Here is an 18,333-nt window from a genome sequence, read left to right as displayed (position 1 = left end):
AATCTCCCTAGCCCTATTGCGCGTCTGAAAAGACGCGCGGCGCCGTAGCGATTGCCGGTGTCACGCGAGGCCCTACGGCGCTGCGCGTCCTGGACCGAGGTCGCCAGCAGGTCCGACCGGGCCGATGCGTTGAACTCTAAATGCGGCAATTTAAGGGGGCGTTAAGAAGCGGGATAGGGAAAAATGCCGAGGGTTCAAGGCGTTGCGGCTGCTCCTCCCGAAACGCAATCCCCAAGACGCCGCCCGCAGGCACGGATCGAATCGGTGGAACCAGTCGGGCCTGCCGGAGTTGATAGGAGGTTCCGATGTGCGTCCCATGCAATGCTGCAATGCAACATCGACACTGTTACGTCAGGCGGAATGATTTATATTCCTCCTCATCGAAGCGCTGCACCTCCTCCCGCGGCGCTCGGTGTCGGTCGGTTCACTCCTCCTCCCAAGAGCCGGCCTAGATTAAAGACCCCGACGCCACCTCCTCCCGGCTCGGGGTCTTTTTATTTCTCTCGGCCCCGGGCATTGGCCACGGCCGCTACAGCGGCGCGCGTCTTGTCAGACGCGCAAAGATCACGGTAGCACTTTGAAGAGAAATGCAGTAGGCGCGTGTATCGGCAACGGCATGAAACCCAAGGCAAACGGCTACGTCTTCGCGCTTTCTGCAATCGTCATCTTCTCGATTCAGGACGGCATCTCCAAACATCTCGGCGCCATCTACCCGCCGGTTTTCGTGGCGATGATCCGCTATTGGGTCTTTGCCGCCTTCGCGGTCTTTCTTGCAGCGCGGGCGCCGGGCGGGCTTGCGGTGACGGCGGTGACGAAGAGGCCGGCGTTGCAAGTGATGCGCGGCATGCTCCTGCCGGCGCAGATCGTCGTCATCATCACCTCCTTCACCGTCGTCGGGCTTGCGCTGTCGCAGGCGATCCTGGCGGCCACCCCGATCTTCGTCGCGCTCCTGTCCATGCCCCTGCTCGGCGAGCGCGTCGGCTGGCGGCGCTGGACCGCGATCGGGGCCGGACTTCTCGGCGTGCTTCTGATCCTGAAGCCCGGCGGGAACGCATTCGACATGGAGTTTTTGCTGCCGCTGACCGGGGCGCTGATGTTTGCGATCTATGTGATCGCGACACGGCTCGTCAGCCGCGACGACCCGGCGATGACCAGCTTCTTCTATACGGGTGTCGTCGGCGCCGTTTCGATCAGCCTGGTCGGCCCCTTCTTTTGGACGAATCTTGCACCTTTCGACTGGGGCTGGATGCTGTTGCTTTGCATCACCGGCAGTGTCAGCCACTATTTCCTCATTCGCGCCTATGACATGCTGGACGCGGTCGCGGTCCAGCCGCTTACCTATCTGCAGCTCGTCTTCGCCTCGATCATGGGCGTCACCATCTTCGGCGAGACATTGACCACGAACATGATCGCCGGTTCGGCTATAGTGGTGGCCGCCGGCATCTTCACCGTCTGGCGCGAACGCGTCGTCGCAAGGCGCAAGGCCGGTCTGTCGCGATGACGGACAAGGGGCGCTCGCTCTCGTCCACGTGAGGAGGCGGCCCACCAGGATTCACGTCTGGAAGAAACGCTTGCGTAACGATCGGGCGGCTAGGGTGCCGGCGAGTGGTTTTGCGCAGGAGTTTCCCTTGCCGGTCGAACTGACGCCCTCCCAAGCGCTGGGGCTCTGGCACGCGGTCTCGCGCGAGCAGGTGCGCATCGACAGCCGCGACCTCACGCTGCGCCAGATGGCGATCCTGCTCGAAATCTATCTGGTGCCGCCGCCGCACACCGTGCGCGGCCTCGCCGCGACCCTCGGCGTGACGAAACCGGTAATCACGCGGGCGCTCGACACCATGGGCGCGCTCGGTCTCGTCGATCGGGTGCGCGACGACCGCGACCGACGCAATGTCATCATCAAACGCACGGTGGAGGGTGCTCTCTACCTTGAAAAAATCGGCGATCTGATCATCAATCAGGGACGGAAACTGTGAGCTCAGCCATGCCCGACACCCTCGATCGCCGTCTCAATGCCTATCGCGAGGACCTTGCCGAGGCGCGCCTGCGCGGCGTGATAGATGCGAAGCGCTACGTCGAAGGCAGGCCGGCGACGGTCTCAGCGCCGGTGACGCCGCTCAGGGCAAGGCCGGACCTTGCCTGTGGCGCGGATACGGAGCTGCTCTATGGAGAGGCGGCGCGGGTTCTCGACGTCGCCGACGGCTGGGCCTGGGTCAAATCCGAGCTCGACGGTTACGTCGGCTATGTGCCACACGGCGCGATGGAAGACGCGACCCTGCCTCCGACCCACATCGTCCAGGTGCCGCGGACCTTCGCCTATCGCGGCGCGGACCTGCGCTTTCCTCAGGCCTTCGCCCTTTCGATGGGAAGCCGGCTCACGGTCGTGGGGGAGACGGAGACGCGCGGCATGCGCTATTTCCTGCTCGATGGCGGGCTGGCGGTCGTCGCCGATCATTGCGCCCCGGCCGGGCTACCCGTCGCTGAAGACTACGTGTCGGTTGCCGCCCGCATGCTTGAAACGCCCTATCTGTGGGGCGGCCGCTCCGGTTTCGGCATCGACTGCTCCGGCCTTGTCCAGCTTTCCATGCTGATGACGGGTCGCCACGTTCCGCGCGACACCGATATGCAGGTGGAGGCGATCGGCAGGCCGATCGGGCGCGAAGAGCTCGTTCGCGGCGATCTCGTCTTCTGGAAAGGCCATGTCGCCATCATGGAAGACGAGCTGACACTGCTGCATGCAAACGGCCACACGATGACCGTCGCCCGCGAAGGGCTGGACGACGCCATCCGCCGGATCGGCTGGCTCTACGCTCAGCCGACCGGATATCGGCGGCCTTGAGATCATCGCGTGCGCAGGTTTGGCGCGACGGCGCGAATCACATCAACAGATAGGCCCAGGCGGAAACGCTGACGACGCCGAGCGCCGTGGTCAGCGTGATCGTCGAGGAGGCGAGCGCATGGCCGACATTGAAATGGTTGGCGATCAGCCAAGCGTTGACGCCGGTCGGCACGGACGAGGTCAGCACCAGAGCGGCGGTCCAGCTCTCGCTCAAGCCCAGGAGATGACAGGCGGCGAAGACGGTGCCCGGCAGCACCACGAGCTTCAGACCGCTGGTGACGCTGGCGAGCCCGGTATTGCCAGCCACACCGTAGCGGTCGAGCGCCATGCCGATCGAGATGAGCGCAGCAGGTGCTGCAACGGCAGCAAGCTGATCGACGACGATTTTCGCCGGCCCGCCGAGCGGCTGGCCGAGGAGGTGAAAGAGCGCGCCGAGGGCAAGCCCGATCACCAGCGGATTGCGGACGAGATTGCGCGCGACGCCCGCAAGCAGCCGGCCGAGCCCCTGGCCCGGCTTGCCGCTCGTCTTACGCTCGGCGCGTTCCATGAACACCGTTCCGGCGATCATCATCACCGGCAGATGCACCGAGAGCAGGATCGAAAGCGCCACCACGCCCTCCTCCCCCACCACACGCGAGACCAGCGGCAGGCCGATGAAGACCGTATTGGCGAAAGCCGAGGATACGCCCGCGAGCACGCCCATGCGAGGGTCGCGCCCGAAACCGAGCGTCGCGGCGAGATGGCCCATGGTCCAGGTGACTGCGACGCCGGAGAAATAAGCAAGCCAGAGCGGCCACGGCGAGCCCTCCCGGAAATCCGCCTCGGCAATGGTGCGGAAGAGCAGGACCGGCACGGCGACGCGGAAGACGAAATCGCCGAGCGCCTCGCCGACGGCCGGTTTCAGGTAGCCGAACCGCACCACCAGCCAGCCGGTCAGAATCAGAATGAAGATCGGAAGCACGTTCAGAAAGACTTCGGACATCGATGGGCCTTGGTCCAAAAAGATGGGGAAGCGATCCGGAGGGACGGGTGGCGCGGATCGCGGAAATCGCGCCTTCTTTGATGGAGGTTTAGCGCATCGGCCCGACGATCGGAACCGGTTTTCGGAAATCTCGATGCGCGGATCCAAGCGTTTCAGCGATCTTTGCGCGCCGGGAAAGACGCGGCGCTGCAATGTCATGGCCACGATCGCAGGAGCAAGCATGCCGCCCGGCTTCGGAACATTTCGGTCCGCACAAGCGTTGGCCTCGACGGGGTATGGACATGGCTACGGAGCATTCGATCTATTCACGCGGAGACGACCACCCGCATCTGACCGACGACGCGCTGGCGGAGAAGGTTGGACGCTTCCTTCGTTATGCGACCACAATCGACACGCGCGATGTTTCCATCACCGCAATGGGCAACTGGATCCTGCTTTCGGGCACGGTCGCGACGGAGGCGGACGTCGCCCATCTCGGCGAAGCCGCAGCCGCGGTGATCGGCGTCGCGCGCGTCGACAATCAGCTGACGGCGCGCGGAGAAAAAGCGGAGGAATGACCCCCGCGGATCAGGAGATTGCATGGTGGAGAACCGCATCGAAAAGACCGTCGAGGTGAACGCACCGGCCGAAGACGTCTGGCACGCCCTGACCGACCACAATGCCTTCGGGGAATGGTTTCGGGTTCGGCTCGACGGACCTTTTGTCGTCGGGGAGGTCACCACCGGCGAAATAACCTATCCGGGCCATGAAGGAGTCAAATGGACTTCGGTCACGGAGCGCATGGAGGCGCCGCGGCTTTTTTGGTTCCGGTGGCCGCACTCGCAAGACCCGGATCCGGATCCGTTGCGGGAACCCGCGACGCGGGTCGAATTTCACCTGCAGCCGACGGCCACGGGCACGCGCCTGACGATCATCGAATCCGGGTTCGACAACTTGCCGGAGGACCAGCGGGCGGCGGCTTTGCGCAGCAATGACGAGGGATGGGAAATTCAGGCACGGAACATCAAGACCTATGTCGAAGGCTGATCATCCGTTCGGAATTCACCGCATCTCCGGCTTTCCGGCTTCGACCGCAGGACGTTTTCATTGACGCGGCGCGTCGTCGCGGTACCCTCCCCTCAAGGGAGGACGGCCGATGTGCGGACGCGTCTATATCAAGAGCACTCTCGATGCGCTGCTGCGTGAATTCTCCTTCGCCGAGCGGCAGGCGGTCGAGGGAATGGCAAACCAGCTTCCGCGCTATAACGGTGCGCCGTCGCTCACCTATCCGATTATCATCACCGACGTGATCCGCGACCCGGATGTCTTCGGTCCCACCTTCGTCAGCGCACGCTGGGGACTGATGCCGCGCTGGATGAAGGCGACCGGCCGGCCGCCGGTCAATGCGCGCTGCGAGGGTATCGCGACCAATGGCCTCTTCAAGCACGCCTATCGCAGCCGCCGCTGCCTCATCCCGATCGACGGCTTCTTCGAATGGAAGGACATCTACGGCACCGGCAAGAACAAGCAGCCCTATGCGATCGCCATGAAGTCCGGCGAACCCTTTGCGCTGGCCGGCCTGTGGGAGACCTGGCGCGATCCGAAAACCGACGAGGATATCCGCACCTTCTGCGTCATCACCTGCCCGCCGAACGAAATGATGGCAACAATCCACGACCGCATGCCGGTGGTCCTGCACCGGGCCGACTACGAGCGCTGGCTCTCGCCGGAGCCGGATCCCTCGGAGCTGATGAAACCGTTCCCGGCCGAACTGATGATCATGTGGCCGATCGACAGAAAGGTGGGCTCGCCGAAATACGAAGCGGCGGATATTCTCGAGCAGGTCGACCCGGAGGCCTGACTCACGTCGAGTTCTCCAAACGGAAGTACCGCGCCTTGGCCGCTTCTGTGGCTACGATATATCCGAGCACGATAGCAACGATGGCGGCAAGCAGGGCGGTCGAGAGCGGCACGAAACCGAACACCGACGTCAAGTCCCCAAGGAATGGCATCGCGAAGGTGGCGATGACCACGGCAAGGGTCGACCACAGGAGCAACCGGCTGGGCATGCTGCGAAAGGCGGGCTTGTGGGTCCGCAGGACGAGCACGACCGCCAGTTCCGTCAGCAGGGATATCATGAACCAGGAGGTCTGGAACGTCGCCTCGTCCGCCTGGAAGAGGAGGAGCAGCACGCCGAACGTCAAAAGATCGAAGACCGAGCTGATCAGCCCGAAGACGATCATGAATTTCTGGATGTCCTTGACGTTCCAGCCCTGGGGACGGAGCACCCGCTCCGGGTCGACGTTGTCGCTGGAGATCGCAATCGAGGGCACGTCCGAAAGGAAATTGTTCAGAAGGATCTGCTTGGCCGCCAGCGGCAGGAACGGCAGGAGTGGCGTCGCCAGCGCCATGCTGATCATGTTGCCGAAATTCGCGCTTGTCGTGATCGAGATGTATTTGAGAGTGTTGGCAAAGGTCCGGCGGCCGTCCTCGACACCCGTGCGAAGCACGTCCAGGTCGCGGCTCAGCAGGATGATGTCGGCGCTTTCGCGCGCAACATCCACCGCATCGTCAACGGAAATGCCGACATCGGCCGTGTAGAGGGCTGGTGCGTCATTGATCCCGTCTCCCAGATAGCCCACGGAATGGCCGGTGCGCTGCAGGGCCCGGACGATCCGTTCCTTCTGCTGCGGGTCGACCTCGACGAAAAGATCGGTGCGCGGAGCCAGGTGCCATAGCGCCTCGTCCTTGAGCCCGGCCAGTTCCGCTCCGGTCAGCATCGACTTGGCGTTCAACCCGACGGCCTCAGCCATGTGGGCGGTGACATGGCGGTTGTCGCCGCTGATCACCTTGATCGCGATGCCCAGCCGGGCGAGATCGCTGATCGTCTGCTTCGCATCAGGCTTGGGCGGGTCGAGGAACACCAGGAACCCGCGAAAAGTCATCTCACATTCATCCTGGCGGTCGTAGTCAGCCCTCGCGACAACGCGGCGGGTGGCCAGGGCCAGCACGCGAAAGCCTTGGTGGCCTTTCGCCTTGAAAACGGCCTCCAGATCTGCCCGCGCGGCCTCATCCAGAGGTGCCGTCGCGCCATCGCGCTCGAGCGACGTGCAGATATCGAGGACGTTGGCAAATGCCCCCTTGGTGACAATCAGGTGCTGTCCCGGTGCGGCATCTTCGGCCACGACGACGGTCAGCCTACGCCTTTCGAAATCATAGGGGATCTCGTCGATCTTGGTCAGACCGATGATGGACAATCCCAGGCTCTCGCCAGCCGCGACAATGGCCGCATCCAGCAGGTTCCCGATCCCGGTCTCAAGCGCGGCATTGACATGGGCCAGGCGTCTGACTTCGTCAGAGGGCCGACTCGCCGTATCGAGCACCTCGCTCAGCACGATGGTGCCCTCGGTCAGCGTGCCGGTCTTGTCGGTGCAGAGAATGTCCATGCTGCCAAGATTCTCAATGGCGTCGAGCCTGCGCACAATGACGCCACGCCGGCTCATGGTGCGCGCGCCAGCCGAAAGCGTCACGCTGATGATCGCGGGCAGGAGCTCCGGCGACAGCCCAACAGCCAGAGCCGCCGCGAAGAGCAGCGATTCGACCACCGGACGATCGAGCAGCAAGTTCACGGTCAGCACGAACAGGACGATGACAACCATCACACGGATAAGCAGATAGCCGAACTGGCGCACGCCTCGGGCAAAGTCGGTTTCTGGCTGACGGGCGTGCAAACGGGCGGCGATCGCGCCGAACTCGGTTCGATGCCCCGTCTTGACCGCGAGCACCCTGGCCGTGCCGCTACGCACCGACGCCCCCAGAAACACGCAATTCGTCCGTTCCGCGATCGCCGCGTCCCGCCGGACCGCCCCCGGGCGCTTCTCGACCGGGAAGGACTCGCCGGTCATGCCGGCCTCGCTGACGAGGAAATCCGCTGCCTCGATCACGACACCGTCGGCGGGAATGAGATTGCCAGCGGACAGCAGGATGACGTCGCCGGGCACGATGATGCTGACCGGGATCTCTCGCTCCGCCCCGTCGCGAATGACGCGGCAGGTCAGCGCAAGGCGTTTCTTCAACTCCTCGACGGCGGCGGAGGCCCGGTGCTCCTGAAAGAAGCTCAGCAGCGCACTTCCAATAACGATGGCCAGAATAATTCCGGCATCGATCCATTGGCGCAGAATAAGTGAGATCGCCGCGGCGAAAACCAGGATAAGAACGAGTGGGCTTTCAAACTGGCGCAGCAAAAGGCGCAGGGCACTTAGATGCGCGGCGTCCTCGACGCTGTTGAGGCCGACCGAGGCAAGCCGGGCGGCAGCGCGATCAGAGGTAAGTCCATTCGGTCCGGATCCAAGCGAATCCGCCACCGCGATTTGGTCCACGCTCCAGTAGGGGCTCCCATCATCCGCGTCTGGCATACGCCCTGTCCAATCCCCCGACGTGGCTCACTCCGACGAGCAAGCCAGGATCGTTCGTTTTGCGCAAAGGACGAGCCCGTGCGGGCGCCTACCGCGCAGCAGATCCAACCGGGATGAATTGTAGCAAAAGAAGCGGGATGGCGGACCACGACCGATAGTGATGAACAACTTATACGCTATAGCCCTATCGAATGGCCCAAGGATGATCAGGCACCCAGCCCAGGCGCCAGTCAGGCCTCGGGACTGAACGGATTCCGCCCGAGCAGCCGCGCCTCAGCCAAGGTCAGGATAAGACTGGCGTCTGAATCGGGATTGTGCACGAACCCGACAACCCTCGGCATTTTTGCCGAGACACCCGTAACGCGGCAAAGCCGGATATGGTTGCCGTGGATTGTGTTTCCCACCTCGCTATCAGGCGGACCGTCGCGCACCAGACCTTCTATTGCAATAGCCGTCTTTGCGGGAAGTCTTATTGGAGCGGTCAGGGTGAAGATCAAGGTTTGGTCTTCTGGTACGATCCCGGCCAGGGTGGATTGTAAATTCTCGATGAGCCGCAAAGCCACCTTGTCGAACCGCAGGCGAAGCCCCGCCGCTGCGACCTTCTCTGTGATCTCCTGCGTGACTGTAACGGTCTCTGTCATCGAGGACTCCGCGCTAGGGCGAGGATTTCCCGGAAAGGCGCTCCCCAGACGGCTTAGAATACACCGATCCGCCACGGCCACCGGCGCTACGCCGCATCACGCTTAGAGTTTGATGGCGGACAGAGAGGGATTCGAACCCTCGATACGCTTTCACGTATACACGCGTTCCAGGCGTGCGCCTTCAACCACTCGGCCACCTGTCCATCCGTCTGCAGCCGTTGGTCAATCCGGCTGGTGCGCCGGCGAAAACCGGCGGACGGGCGCGATATATACCGATGATGCGGACGGGATCAACTGGTTTCTGACAGAATATTGACAGCACGTTACGCGCGCGTGCGCCGCCGGCCATTGCGCTCATTCGGCGGCCGGCCTATCTCTTGATGCAGATGCCGATGCCCGGAACTCACGAAATAGTCTTTCGCGCGCGCCCGGCGTCAAAGGAGGACGGATGCGTTTCTTGCTGCGCTTTGCGAGCTTGCTTGCGCTGACGGTTGCCGTGCTCGCGGGAACGATCGACTCGATCCAGTCGGTGGCGGCCTCCGCGCCGGTGATGACGCCGCTTGGAGAGGGCATTGAGGTGCTCGGGCCGGAAGCGCTCGGTTGGGTGCAATCGCTGCAGCGGACCGATTCCGGGCCGGCAATCTGGCTCGCCGCTCTGCATTGGCTGTTCAAGCAGCCGGCATTTGCGGTGTTTCTTGTCATCGCCCTCCTTCTCTGGATGGCGGGCTACAGGAGAAGGCCGGCGGCCGGGCGCTTTGCCGCCTGAGAGCAATCGGCTGCCCTATTCCGGTCCGCATGTTTCCTGAGTGCCTACGGCGCATGAAAGGAGCACCGAGATGTTTCTGATCGACATGTTCAACAAGAAAACCCTCCTGCCGGACGCCGAGACCGCGCTGCCCGGACGCAGCCAGGAGATCCCCACCGCCGAGACGCATTTCGTCTCCGGACGGCCGCTCAAGGGCCCCTATCCGGAAGGGACGAAGAAAGTGCTCTTCGGCATGGGCTGCTTCTGGGGCGCCGAGCAGCTCTTCTGGAAGACGCCCGGCGTGCACGTGACCGCCGTCGGCTATTCCGGCGGGCTGACGCCGAACCCGACCTACCAGGAAACGACGACCGGTCTGACGGGGCATGCCGAGGTGGTGCTGGTCGTCTACGATCCCGGTAAGGTCTCCTTCGCCCGGCTGCTCAAGACCTTCTTCGAAGAGCATGACCCGACACAGGGCATGCGGCAGGGCAACGATATCGGCACGACCTATCGCTCGGCAGTCCATGTCCATGACGAAGAGCAGCTCGCCGAGGCGAATGCCGCCCGAAACATTTACCGGAAGGCATTGAAGTCCTCCGGCCACGGGCGCGAGATCACCACCGAGATCGGGATGGCCGGACCCTTTTACTTCGCCGAAGACTACCACCAGCAGTATCTCGCCAAAAACCCCGACGGCTATTGCGGATTGCGCGGCACCGGCGTCAACTGCCCCGTCGGCTGACGCGAGCATTGTCCAACGGCGCCGCGCGTGGTTTTTTACCATCCGAAAAATTTCGAGTGTTTTTTTGCCGAAGCCGTGCAAGGATGCCGCCACCCAAGCCTTAAACAGAAGAGGGGCGGGTTCCGCGGCGAGGCTTCCGATGCCGCCGGAAAACCCGAAAACATTCAATTGCGACGACAGGGCTGCAAGATGAAAAAAACCATTCTCGGTCTCTTTGCTTTCTCGATGATGTCCGCGACGGCGCTGGCCGCGGACATCAAGCCGGCGATCATTTACGATCTCGGCGGCAAGTTCGACAAATCCTTCAACGAGGCCGCCTTCAACGGCGCCGAAAAGTTCAAGGCCGAAACAGGCATCGAATATCGCGAATTCGAAATCGCCAACGATGCCCAGCGGGAGCAGGCGCTGCGCCGTTTCGCCAGCGACGGCAACAGCCCGATCGTCATGGCCGGCTTCAACTGGGCGGCATCGCTCGAGAAGATCGCGCCGGAATACCCGGACACCAAGTTCGCCATCATCGACATGGTGGTCGACAAGCCGAACGTCAAATCCATCGTCTTCAAGGAGCAGGAAGGCTCCTATCTCGTCGGCGTGCTCGCCGGTCTCGCCTCCGAGACGAAGACGGTCGGCTTCGTCGGCGGCATGGATATCCCGCTGATCCACAAATTCGCCTGCGGCTACGTCGGCGGCGCCAAATCGACCGGTGAGGGCGTGAAGGTGCTCGAAGCCTATACGGGCACGACGCCGGATGCCTGGAACGATCCGGTCAAGGGCGGCGAGATCACCAAGTCGCAGATCGACCAAGGCGCGGATGTTGTCTATCACGCCGCCGGCGGCACCGGTGTCGGCGTTCTGCAGGCGGCAGCGGACGCGGGCAAGCTCGGCATCGGCGTCGATTCCAACCAGAACATGCTGCAGCCGGGCAAGGTGCTGACCTCGATGCTGAAGCGCGTCGATGTCGCCGTCTACGACGCCTTCACGGCCGCCAAGGACGACAAGTTCGAATTCGGCGTCTCCAATCTCGGCCTGAAGGAAGACGGCGTCGGCTATGCGCTCGACGAGCACAACAAGGCGCTGATCACGCCGGACATGCTCGAAGCCGTCGAAAAGGTGAAGGCCGAAATCATTGCCGGCAATCTCGAGGTGCACGACTACATGACGGACGAGTCCTGCCCCTATTGATCGCGGCACTATGCTGTAATGTCATGAAGCCGTCGGCTTTCGCGAGCCGGCGGCTTTCTGCTGCGCGTCCCAAAGCGGACCTCGACTTGCAGCACCGTTGGTAATCAGTAATGCGGCGGCCGTGCCACCGGGATCGCCTCCTGCGCCTGCTCCTCGAGCGTCAGAAACCGCTCGGTCAGCCGGTCCAGCTTGGCCCGCGTCTGTTCCACCACCTTCCATTGCTCGGCCAATTGATCCGAGAGTTCCTCGATCGTCTTGGCCTGGTGAGCCACCATTTCCTCCAATCGGGTAATCCGGTCGTCTGCCTGGCTCATGCGGGGTTCTCCCTCTCCATTTTGAAACCGGCGCGGCCTTCCGGCCGCTCGCGGCGTGAAGCAATCAGCCCCCGTTCCGGCCGCGACACGGCTACAGCGGCGCGGGTCTGTGAATCTGCGCACCGCGCTTTCCGAAAACCGGTTACGATTTTCGGGCCGATGCGCGGACGGCCGAGAAGCCGGGGTCGCGGGCCGAGAGCATCTTATGCAGATGCACCATCATGCCCGCGGCAAAAAGCGGCGTCAGCAGGTTCAGCACGGGCACGGCCAGGAAGGCCGCAAGCATGAGGCCCGCGAGGAACACCGTTGCGCGGTGCTTCCTGCGGAAGAGCCGCGCCTCGTCCGGCACGCGGTGCCGCATGGCGGCGAACTCGAAGAATTCCCGGCCGAGCAGGTAGCCGTTGACGACAAAGAAGGCGATGAGATTGATGCCCGGCACCAGCAGGAGGAACAACGCCACGAGGTTGCCGAGTACCACGACCCCCAGGAACTTCGCCGAGCTCCCGATCGCTTCGGCAAGCGGCAGCGGCACTCCCGGGGCTTCGCCCGGATAGTCGCGCTTCTCGACCACCTCGGCGACGTCGTCGAGGAAGAAGCCGGCAATCATCGCCGTCACCGGGGCGAGCAGCAGCGCCAGCCCCAAGGCGAGGCCGAGGCTGGCAAATATGCCGACGATGAAGGTAAGCCATCCCGCCCATTCGGGCGTTCCGGGAAACAGCGTGTCGAACCACGGCAAGGCAAGCCAGACGAACAGCTCGCGCAGCGCAAACCAGAGCGCGACGAGTGCCAGAAGCGTGAGCCCTATGACCTTCCAAAAGACCGCGCGGGTCTCGGCCGCAAAGAGATTGGCGAAGGCAAGCCGCGCCGCATCCAGAATCATGACAGGTCTCCTTGAGGCGATGAGTCGAACGCCATGTAGGCAAAGGCGAACGGCGCGGCAAGACGCTTCGACAATCTACAGCTTCGACGGCGGGCAGGCGCTGGCAAACGCAATGGGTGGCGATATGTTAGGGCAGAGAGACCCGCGCCGCTTGAGCAGGCTTGAGTGCAGCCCGGCGCCCGGACGAAGGAGAGTAGGGAGAGACCATGACCAGCAAAAAGACGCTCGCGAGCCTCGGCGTTCTTGTGCAATCCGGCGAGGTGGATCCCGTCACGCTCACAGAGGAGACACTTGCCCGGATCGAGGGCCACGACGACCGGGCCGTCTTCCTCGAGGTGACGCGCGAGCGGGCGGGGCGGGAAGCGAAGGCGGCCTCCGAGCGCATCAGGGCCGGTCGCTCGCTTGGCCTGCTCGATGGCCTTCCCGTCGCCTGGAAAGACCTCTTCGACATGGCCGGCAGCGTGACGACCGCCGGCTCGGTGGTGCTCAAGGACCAGCCGCCGGCGCCGGCCGATGCGGCGGTGGTCGCGGCATTGAGCGGCGCCGGCATGGTCAGCGTCGGGCGTACCGGCATGAACGAGTTCGCCTTCTCCGGTCTCGGTTTCAATCCGCATTACGGCACGCCGCGCAATCCCGCAGCGGCCGACGTCCATCGCATTCCCGGCGGTTCCTCCTCCGGTTCGGCGGCGGCAGTCGCCGCCGGCCTCGTGCCTCTCGCCATCGGTACCGATACAGGCGGTTCGGTGCGCATTCCGGCGGCGATGACCGGGGTCGTCGGCTACAAGGCGACGCGCGGGCGATATGCGATGAGGGGCGTCTTTCCGCTCGCCGGAAGTCTCGATTCGCTCGGTCCCCTGTGCCTGACAGTCCAGGACGCCGTCTGGGCGGATGCGGCCATGCACAGCCTCACCGCACCGGTGGTCCGCCGCGCCGAACCTGCCGAGCTTTCGCTCGTCATTCCCGAAACCATCGTGTTCGACGATGCCGAAGCGGAGATCGTGACCGCCTTCGAGGCGGCGATCAAGAGGGTGGAGGCCGCCGGTGTCCGGGTCCGACGCCAGCCCTTCCCGAGCTTCGCCGCGATCTTCGACCTGATGAGGCGTCACGGGGCGCTGGTGAATGCGGAAGCCTATGCGCTGCATCGCGAGCGCCTCGCCAGCCCCGAAGCCGCCCGGATGGACCCCCGAGTCGTGACACGGGTCCGCCTCGGCGAGAAGATCAGCGCCAGCGACTACATCGCCCTCGTCGAGGCACGCGAGCGGCTGATCCATGAAACGGCGGAGAGGCTGTATGCCGGCGAGTTGATCGCGCATCCGACCCTGCCGCATGTGGCGCCGCCGCTCGCGCCTCTTCTTGGCGACGACGAGCTCTTCTTCAAGACCAATGCCCGGACGCTGCGCAACACGCTGATCGGCAATTTTCTCGATTTCTGCGGCATCTCCATCCCTTGCGGAACGGGCGCGGCCGGCATGCCGGTCGGCTTACTCCTGTCGGCGCCGCATCATCAGGACGATCGTCTGCTTTCCGCCGCTCTTGCGCTCGAGGCGCCGATCCGGGGCGAGGCATGATCATCTGCTTCGATATTGGCGGTTCGGCGATCAAGGGCGCCATCACCCATTCGCCCGACCGCATATTTCCGCTGCCGCGGCGCCAGACGCCGCTTACAGACTTCCATCGTTTCGTCTCGACCCTGGAGGCGGTGGTCGACGAAGCGGGCGGCCTGCCGGACCGCCTGGCAATCTCGATCACCGGCGTCATCGACCCAGAGACGCAACGGATCAAATGCGCCAACATCCCCTGCATCGACGGGCGTGCGCTTGCGGCTGAACTCGAGGCGGCGCTGCATCTGCCCGTGGTGATCGCCAATGACGCCGATTGCTTTGCGCTTGCCGAAGCCGGCCTCGGTGCCGGACGCGGCCACCGCATCGTCTTCGGCGCAATCCTCGGGACCGGTGTCGGCGGCGGGCTGGTGGTCGACGGTAGACTGATCAATGCCGATGGCGGCTTTGCCGGCGAATGGGGCCATGGGCCGGTTGCCGCCCGCGAAGCCGGCAACCCGCCCGTCGCAATACCGGCCTTCGATTGCGGCTGCGGCCAGCGCGGCTGCATCGACACCATCGGGGGCGCGCGCGGACTGGAAAGGCTGCATGCGGCCCTCCATGGCAGGCAATTGGCCAGCCACGAGGTCATTGAAGCCTGGCAGCAAGGCGACGGCGAAGCGAACGGCACGATCGGCGTCTATGTCGATCTCGTCAGTTCGCCATTGGCCCTGGTGATCAACATCACCGGCGCGACGATCGTCCCCGTCGGCGGCGGCCTTTCGAATTCCGAGGCACTGATCGGCGAGATCGACCGGGCGGTGCGCGGCCGGATCCTGCGCCGGTTCGATCGGCCGCTGGTGGTGCGGGGCGAATGCCGGGTGGAGCCGGGCCTGATCGGCGCCGCCCTGCTCGGCCGCAATCGGAACCAGTTGGACGGGGGGCCACCGGCATGAAGGACATCCTGCTCGAGGTCTGCGTCGACGACGCGGAGGGATTGAAGGCCGCGGTCGAGGGCGGTGCCGATCGCATCGAGCTCTGTTCGGCGCTTGCCGTCGGCGGGTTGACGCCGAGCGCCGGGCTGATGGCATGCGCAAAACCGCCGCCGGTGCCGGTCTATGCGATGATCCGCCCCCGCGCCGGCGATTTCGTCTTCAGCCCCGCCGAGCTCGACATCATGCGCGGCGATATCGATGTGGCGCGCAAGGTGGGGCTGGCGGGCGTCGTGCTGGGCGCATCACGCCCGGATGGCCGGCTGGACGAGCGCATGCTGGTCAAACTCACCGGCCACGCAGCCGGCCTCGGCTTGACCCTGCACCGGGCCTTCGATCTGGTGCCGGACTTTGCCGAGGCGATCGGCATCGCCGCCGAACTCGGCTTCGAACGCATACTGACGTCGGGCGGCGCCAAAAGCGCGCCGGAAGCGATCGACACATTGGCGCAGCTCGTCGAACTCGCGGCCGGCCGGCTCTCGATCATGCCCGGCGCCGGCGTCAATCCCGATACGATCGACGCACTCCTGCCGAAGCTTGCGGTCATCGAGATCCATTCATCCTGCTCCGCTCGTGAGCCGGCTAATGACCAGCATATCGTCGAGATGGGCTTCGCGCCGCCGGAGCGCCGCCGCACGGATGCGGCAACGGTCAGGACGATGAAGCGGCGGCTCAGCGCGCTATAGTATCGGCCCGAAGGTCCTACCTGATCTTCGGAAAGCTCGATGCGCAGATTCATTGAGTTTGTTTTTGCCGCATTTGTGCGACGCCAGGTGATTCTACCTGGCTGCAAAATGCTCTAGGCGGAATAGACGCACTCCCCGCCGATCCAGGTGGACTTCATTCGAAGCTCCGGGGTCAGCAGCACGAAATCGGCGTCGGCCCCGGGCAGGAGGCGGCCCTTATGCGAGGCGATGCCCATGGCGTCTGCGGGATAGGCGGAGGCCATGCGGAGCGCTTCCTCCATCGGCAGGCCGAGCCTTTCGTGCACGAAGCGGACGGAGGAGAGCATATCGATGTCGGCGCCGGCAAGCGTGCCGTCGGCGAGCGTCAGCCGCCCATCCTTGCGCAGGATCTCGCGCCCGTTCAGGAGGAAGCGCGTCATCTCGGTGCCGATCGTCGACATCGCGTCGGTCACCAGGAAGATCTGCCCCGGTCCCTGTTTGCCGCGTATGGCAATGCCCATCGCCGCCGGATCGACATGGAAGCCGTCGGCGATCATTCCCGCATGGAGCGTGCCGGCCGCCAGCGCTGCACCGACGACGCCGGGCTCACGGTGGCCAAGACCGCTCATGGCATTGAAAAGGTGCGTCACGGTGCGCGCACCTGCCCTGGCATAGGCGCAGGCCGTCTCGAAACCGACATCCGTATGGCCAAGGCTGACGACGACGCCGGCATCGGCAAGTGCCTTTACCTGCTCCTTGGTGGCATTTTCCGGGGCAAGTGTCACCATCAGGCAGCCGAGCGCCTTCATGCAGGCCAGCATCTCGTCCAGGTCCGGCTGTTCCATGGGCCGGATCAGCAATGGATCATGCGCGCCCTTGCGGACCAGGGAAAGGTGTGGGCCCTCGAGATGCAGCCCGAGGAAACCCGGTACAGCGGCGGCCCTGGCCTCGACGCCGGCACCGATTGCTGCGGTCCGCACCGCGCGCGTGTCGGTGATCAGCGTCGGCAGCAATGCCGTCGTGCCGAACCGCGCATGGGCGGCACAGATCCGCCGGATGCCTTCGAGCGTCGGCTGCTCGTTGAAGAGCGCGCCGCCGCCGCCATTGACCTGCAGGTCGATGAAGCCCGGGACGAGCAGCAGGCCGCGTGCGTCGACCGTCTCCGCGTCGTTGGCGGCAGCCCCTGCGGGGACGATCGTCTTGACACGCCCCGCCTCGATCAGGAGCGCGGCGCCATCGTGGCAGTCGATGCCGTCGAAAATCCGCGCGCCGGTGATTTTCTTCTTCGCAGTCATCGTGTCTCCGTTACCTTCTTGAGGCTCGCCGGCGCATCGGGATTGAGCCCGCGCGAGCGCGACCAGGCTTCGACGAAGCCGTAAAACGGCAGGATCAGCGCCAGCGCGTCGGTGATCGGGTGGCCGGTCTCGACGAAGGGCAGGCGCTTTGCCTTTGCTGCCCGCGCCGAGGTGACACGCACGACGGCGCCCTTCTCGCTCAGGCCGTCGGCGATCTCGGCGACCGAGGTTTCGGCGGCATCGCGTGCGGCGAGCGCCAGGACCGGGAAGCGGGCGCCGACAAGCGCGACCGGTCCATGCAGCACTTCCGCCGCCGAGTAGGCCTCGGCATGCATGCCGGACGTCTCCTTGAACTTCAGCGCTGCTTCGCTGGCAATCGCCAGCGCCGGCCCGCGGCCGAGCACATAGAGCGATTCCGCCTCGTCAAGTTCGGCGGCGAATTCCTGCCAGTCGAGCTTCACCGCTTCGGCGAAGCGGTTCGGGAGATCAGCCACGGCCCGCTTCAGGCCGGGGTCGCCCGTCCATTCGCCGAGCACGGCAAGCCCAGCGACGATCGAGTTAACATAGGATTTGGTCGCCGCGACGGCAATTTCGGGCCCCGCTAGAATATCGAGCGGATGGCTGCAGGCGTCAGCGATCGGTGAGGGCAGCGTGTTGGTGAGCGCGATCGAGACGGCGCCGGCCCGCGATGCGGCCTCGGCCATGGCGACGATGTCCGGGCTCTTTCCGGACTGCGAGATGGCGATGGCCGCCGCCCCGCCGAGCTTCAATTCGGCGCCGTAGATGGAGGCGAGCGAAGGCCCGAGCGAGGCAACGGGGCGCCCGGCCGTGAGTTCGATCGCATATTTGAGGAAGAGCGCCGCATGGTCGGAGGATCCGCGGGCGATCGTCACGAGAAAGGCCGGATCCCTGGCGCGAATCGCGGCCCCCGCCGCGGCGAGCGCTGTCCCCGAGCGATCGAGCAATCGTGCGGCGGCCTCGGGAATCTCGTCGATTTCTCGCCGCATGTTGGTCTGCATGATCAAAGTCCTTTCCTTAGCTACCGCATCGAGCTTTCCGAAAATCGTACCCGATTTTCGGAAAGCTCGATGCGCAGATTCAAAGCGTTACAGCGACCTTTGCGCGTC

19 protein-coding genes and 1 tRNA gene are annotated in these 18,333 nt (G+C 64.3%); 12 read left to right on the top strand and 8 right to left on the bottom strand.

What is annotated here, in order from left to right; translation table 11 throughout:
- Positions 1-616: 616 nt before the first annotated feature.
- The 3 genes from EKH55_RS16630 to EKH55_RS16620 all read left to right on the top strand — a co-directional run bounded on the left by EKH55_RS16630 (position 617) and on the right by EKH55_RS16620 (position 2,836).
- Positions 617-1,501, top strand: coding sequence for a DMT family transporter (locus EKH55_RS16630; RefSeq protein ID WP_151611851.1), 885 nt, complete (start codon positions 617-619; stop codon positions 1,499-1,501).
- Between the two features lie 127 nt (positions 1,502-1,628).
- The gene (locus EKH55_RS16625) at positions 1,629-1,973 is read left to right on the top strand and encodes a MarR family transcriptional regulator (protein WP_151612008.1); all 345 of its coding nucleotides are present in this window, start codon (positions 1,629-1,631) and stop codon (positions 1,971-1,973) included.
- A gap of 8 nt (positions 1,974-1,981) precedes the next feature.
- A complete protein-coding gene (locus tag EKH55_RS16620; RefSeq protein WP_151611850.1) occupies positions 1,982-2,836 on the top strand; it encodes a C40 family peptidase in 855 nt (284 codons plus the stop codon).
- A 37-nt stretch (positions 2,837-2,873) separates the two neighbouring features.
- Here the strand turns inward: EKH55_RS16620 and EKH55_RS16615 are convergent, their stop codons facing one another.
- On the bottom strand, positions 2,874-3,818 hold the full coding sequence (locus tag EKH55_RS16615) for an AEC family transporter (protein WP_069460036.1): 945 nt from the start codon (positions 3,816-3,818) through the stop codon (positions 2,874-2,876).
- Between the two features lie 281 nt (positions 3,819-4,099).
- Here EKH55_RS16615 and EKH55_RS16610 point away from each other — a divergent pair, with 281 nt between their 5' ends.
- The 3 genes from EKH55_RS16610 (at position 4,100) to EKH55_RS16600 (ending at position 5,658) form a co-directional block, all read left to right on the top strand.
- On the top strand, positions 4,100-4,375 hold the full coding sequence (locus EKH55_RS16610) for a BON domain-containing protein (protein WP_069460037.1): 276 nt from the start codon (positions 4,100-4,102) through the stop codon (positions 4,373-4,375).
- A gap of 25 nt (positions 4,376-4,400) precedes the next feature.
- Positions 4,401-4,844, top strand: coding sequence for an SRPBCC family protein (locus EKH55_RS16605; protein ID WP_151612006.1), 444 nt, complete (start codon positions 4,401-4,403; stop codon positions 4,842-4,844).
- 109 nt (positions 4,845-4,953) lie between these two features.
- Positions 4,954-5,658 carry an SOS response-associated peptidase gene (locus EKH55_RS16600; protein WP_069459920.1) on the top strand — a complete coding sequence of 235 codons (705 nt, stop codon included), beginning with the start codon at positions 4,954-4,956 and terminating at the stop codon, positions 5,656-5,658.
- A gap of 1 nt (position 5,659) precedes the next feature.
- Here EKH55_RS16600 and mgtA read toward each other — a convergent pair whose 3' ends face one another.
- The 3 genes from mgtA to EKH55_RS16585 form a co-directional block, all read right to left on the bottom strand.
- Positions 5,660-8,212, bottom strand: coding sequence for a magnesium-translocating P-type ATPase (gene mgtA / locus EKH55_RS16595; RefSeq protein WP_151611849.1), 2,553 nt, complete (start codon positions 8,210-8,212; stop codon positions 5,660-5,662).
- 230 nt (positions 8,213-8,442) lie between these two features.
- Positions 8,443-8,853: a hypothetical protein gene (locus tag EKH55_RS16590; RefSeq protein WP_069459922.1), complete on the bottom strand. Its 411-nt coding sequence runs from the start codon at positions 8,851-8,853 to the stop codon at positions 8,443-8,445.
- Positions 8,854-8,966: 113 nt separating this feature from the next.
- Positions 8,967-9,056 (bottom strand) — tRNA-Ser (locus EKH55_RS16585).
- Between the two features lie 245 nt (positions 9,057-9,301).
- Between EKH55_RS16585 and EKH55_RS16580 the strand changes: the two genes are divergently transcribed.
- From EKH55_RS16580 to EKH55_RS16570, 3 genes are all read left to right on the top strand, one after another.
- Entirely contained in the window at positions 9,302-9,619 is a 318-nt protein-coding gene (locus EKH55_RS16580) for a hypothetical protein (RefSeq protein WP_069459923.1), read from the top strand.
- A gap of 70 nt (positions 9,620-9,689) precedes the next feature.
- Entirely contained in the window at positions 9,690-10,340 is a 651-nt protein-coding gene (gene msrA, locus EKH55_RS16575; protein ID WP_151611848.1) for a peptide-methionine (S)-S-oxide reductase MsrA, read from the top strand.
- A 189-nt stretch (positions 10,341-10,529) separates the two neighbouring features.
- On the top strand, positions 10,530-11,522 hold the full coding sequence (locus tag EKH55_RS16570) for a BMP family lipoprotein (RefSeq protein WP_069459924.1): 993 nt from the start codon (positions 10,530-10,532) through the stop codon (positions 11,520-11,522).
- Between the two features lie 104 nt (positions 11,523-11,626).
- Here the strand turns inward: EKH55_RS16570 and EKH55_RS16565 are convergent, their stop codons facing one another.
- Positions 11,627-11,836 carry a SlyX family protein gene (locus EKH55_RS16565; protein ID WP_069459925.1) on the bottom strand — a complete coding sequence of 70 codons (210 nt, stop codon included), beginning with the start codon at positions 11,834-11,836 and terminating at the stop codon, positions 11,627-11,629.
- 142 nt (positions 11,837-11,978) lie between these two features.
- On the bottom strand, positions 11,979-12,716 hold the full coding sequence (locus EKH55_RS16560) for a sulfate transporter family protein (protein WP_069459926.1): 738 nt from the start codon (positions 12,714-12,716) through the stop codon (positions 11,979-11,981).
- A 206-nt stretch (positions 12,717-12,922) separates the two neighbouring features.
- On the opposite strand from EKH55_RS16560, the gene EKH55_RS16555 reads away from it, so the two are divergent.
- From EKH55_RS16555 to EKH55_RS16545, 3 genes are read left to right on the top strand one after another with little or no spacing between them, the layout of a single operon-like run.
- On the top strand, positions 12,923-14,284 hold the full coding sequence (locus tag EKH55_RS16555; protein ID WP_151611847.1) for an amidase: 1,362 nt from the start codon (positions 12,923-12,925) through the stop codon (positions 14,282-14,284).
- The gene (locus tag EKH55_RS16550; protein WP_069459928.1) at positions 14,281-15,210 is read left to right on the top strand and encodes an ROK family protein; all 930 of its coding nucleotides are present in this window, start codon (positions 14,281-14,283) and stop codon (positions 15,208-15,210) included. The genes EKH55_RS16555 and EKH55_RS16550 overlap by 4 nt, the downstream gene beginning before the upstream one ends.
- Positions 15,207-15,932 carry a copper homeostasis protein CutC gene (locus tag EKH55_RS16545; protein WP_069459929.1) on the top strand — a complete coding sequence of 242 codons (726 nt, stop codon included), beginning with the start codon at positions 15,207-15,209 and terminating at the stop codon, positions 15,930-15,932. The genes EKH55_RS16550 and EKH55_RS16545 overlap by 4 nt, the downstream gene beginning before the upstream one ends.
- Before the next feature lie 113 nt (positions 15,933-16,045).
- On the opposite strand, the gene nagA is transcribed toward EKH55_RS16545, so the two are convergent.
- Both nagA and EKH55_RS16535 read right to left on the bottom strand, forming a co-directional pair.
- Positions 16,046-17,206, bottom strand: coding sequence for an N-acetylglucosamine-6-phosphate deacetylase (gene nagA / locus EKH55_RS16540; protein ID WP_069459930.1), 1,161 nt, complete (start codon positions 17,204-17,206; stop codon positions 16,046-16,048).
- A complete protein-coding gene (locus tag EKH55_RS16535) occupies positions 17,203-18,225 on the bottom strand; it encodes an SIS domain-containing protein (protein ID WP_151611846.1) in 1,023 nt (340 codons plus the stop codon). The genes nagA and EKH55_RS16535 overlap by 4 nt, the downstream gene beginning before the upstream one ends.
- Positions 18,226-18,333 lie beyond the last annotated feature (108 nt).

This window comes from Sinorhizobium alkalisoli (assembly GCF_008932245.1).
GTDB lineage: Bacteria > Pseudomonadota > Alphaproteobacteria > Rhizobiales > Rhizobiaceae > Sinorhizobium > Sinorhizobium alkalisoli.
The sequence above is the reverse complement of the archived record's forward strand: the minus strand, read 5'-3'. Positions and strand labels throughout refer to the sequence as shown.